Source organism: Pseudodesulfovibrio pelocollis (assembly GCF_030282845.1).
GTDB lineage: Bacteria > Desulfobacterota > Desulfovibrionia > Desulfovibrionales > Desulfovibrionaceae > Pseudodesulfovibrio > Pseudodesulfovibrio pelocollis.
The window spans coordinates 1-1,769 of record NZ_JASTWE010000099.1 but is presented as its reverse complement, the minus strand read 5'-3'; the positions used below and the strand labels follow the sequence as shown (position 1 = coordinate 1,769).

General features: G+C 62.6%; 4 protein-coding genes. 1 reads left to right on the top strand and 3 read right to left on the bottom strand.

All coding sequences use genetic code 11. The features are described 5' to 3' along the window. Nucleotides 1-121 precede the first annotated feature (121 nt). Complete coding sequence (locus QQS14_RS16340) at nucleotides 122-415, bottom strand: IclR family transcriptional regulator (RefSeq protein ID WP_285908084.1); 294 nt, start codon at nucleotides 413-415, stop codon at nucleotides 122-124. A gap of 61 nt (nucleotides 416-476) precedes the next feature. Here QQS14_RS16340 and QQS14_RS16335 point away from each other — a divergent pair, with 61 nt between their 5' ends. Then, nucleotides 477-971: a hypothetical protein gene (locus QQS14_RS16335; protein ID WP_285908083.1), complete on the top strand. Its 495-nt coding sequence runs from the start codon at nucleotides 477-479 to the stop codon at nucleotides 969-971. A gap of 216 nt (nucleotides 972-1,187) precedes the next feature. On the opposite strand, the gene QQS14_RS16330 is transcribed toward QQS14_RS16335, so the two are convergent. Further along, nucleotides 1,188-1,331, bottom strand: coding sequence for a hypothetical protein (locus tag QQS14_RS16330; protein WP_285908082.1), 144 nt, complete (start codon nucleotides 1,329-1,331; stop codon nucleotides 1,188-1,190). Next, the coding region (locus QQS14_RS16325; protein ID WP_285908081.1) for a hypothetical protein at nucleotides 1,324-1,769 on the bottom strand (446 nt) is incomplete at its 5' end. The genes QQS14_RS16330 and QQS14_RS16325, both read right to left, overlap by 8 nt.

The window sequence follows — 1,769 nt, the reverse complement described above, 5'->3', positions numbered from 1 at the left end:
TGTCGGCCAGGGCCGCGCTGTTCTGCATCTGCAGCAGCTCGGCCTCATGCTCGGGGGTCATCTCCGGGATGGCCGGGGTCTGGCTGTGATCGTCTGGGGTATGCATGATGGCTCCTTGGGGTTACAGGGCCGCGCCAGCGGCGACCCGGCGGTTGATTTCGAGGAGGCGGCCCTGGGTGTCGGCCATCTCGTTGGCATGGGCCTGGGCCAGCTGGAGGATGGCGATGCCCAGCGCCCAGCGCCCGGTCTCCAGCCTGGTGACCGCGCCCTCGTCCTGCATCACGGCCAGGGCGCGGCAGATGTTGGCGGGCGACTCGTCCAGCGCCCTGGCGATCTCGCCGTTGGAAAGCCCGGTGAGGCTGCGGCCCTTGAGCACCTTCTGGATGCGCAGGACGCGGCGCTGGGACTTAGACATGACACGCTCCTTGTTTGTCAGCGTTGCGGGTGGTATCGGGACAGGAAAAGGGGGTGCAGCCATGAGACTTGACCGGGCGCTGCAGCTGGAGATTCTTGAACACCTCGCCTCGTTCCATCCGCTTGATGCAACCGGCGGGACGTGGCGCAGCCTTCTGGCCCTGGCCGATGGGGACGAGCACAAGCTGTGTTCCAACATGGTGTATCTGGAGGGGCACGGGTATCTCGTCAGCGGCGTCACGACGAGCGGAGACACCTTCATGGTGTCTGCAGCCAAGATCAAGATCACCTCTGATGGCATGGACCTCTTGCTGAAAGACGGCGGGCTTGCGGCCATAAAGAAGACGCTGACCGTGCGCTTTCATGCCGAGAGCCTCGACGCCCTTGAGTCGTGCATCAAAGGGAGTCATCTAGCCCCCGAAGATAAGAGGTCTGCCTTGCAAGCGATTCGAGAGCTGCCCGTGTCGTCCGTAGAACACTTGACTCGTATATTATGGGAGAAGGCTGCGGAGAGCCTGCCGGAACTATTTCGACTAATAGGTACACATGCTCTTTGACCGGAGAGCTTTTGGCCCAGCGTTCTGCCGTTTTCTGGTCGAGCTTCACATTCAGCGGAATGAGCACCTCTTCGCGCGGGGGCCATATCTTGTCCCGATTGCTGAAGCGGCCCCAGCCGACGAACTGGCCGAGGTTGACCCAAAAGTCGTCCACTTCAAAATCCAGGTAGAGGGTGAGCGCGTTTTTGTGAAACAATGCTGCGTTGATGGGGCTCATCATGCCCTCCCTTTTGTGGTCGCGGTGAGAATCCGAACCAACCGATCAAGCAGGCAGCTGCGACCGGTGGAACTGTTGTCCATGCGGAGTATCTTCGGCACCCCGCGCAGGGGGTCGCGCCGGGTCTCGGTGGCCTTAGACATGGCGGCCTCCGCGAGTGGCTAGCATCGCAGCGTACCGCTCTTTCAGCTGGGAAAGCGGGGGCAGATTTGTCACTCTCCCCGATCTCGGCTCTGCTTGATTCGTTTGACCGGTGGCTGCTTGGTCTGCCACCCGGCCAAGAATAGTCAGCGCGATGGCGAACGTGTCCTCGCAGGACCACTCGAACGAGGAGAGCGCCTCGGCCAGAACATACTTGAGCTGGAGGGGGTAGGCGCGGCTCGTGTCCAGAATCAGCCCGAACTCCAGGAGCCCAACCATCTCTCCGGCCCAGGTGAGATTGTCCTGCCGCGACGCCAGGGCGTCGGCATGCAGCTCGGCCTGGGTGAGGCAGTCCGCCAGCTTCCCGCGCGGCACGCGGATGCATTGTCCGCCGAAGGTGGCGGCGATCTTCGCGGGGTCAATGGGCTCCGCCTCCTGCC

Coding starts and splice junctions, on each gene's coding strand:
- QQS14_RS16340 (WP_285908084.1), bottom strand. CDS start 415: ATGTCTAAGTCCCAGCGCCGCGTCCTGCGCATCCAGAAGGTGCTCAAG.
- QQS14_RS16335 (WP_285908083.1), top strand. CDS start 477: ATGAGACTTGACCGGGCGCTGCAGCTGGAGATTCTTGAACACCTCGCC.
- QQS14_RS16330 (WP_285908082.1), bottom strand. CDS start 1,331: ATGTCTAAGGCCACCGAGACCCGGCGCGACCCCCTGCGCGGGGTGCCG.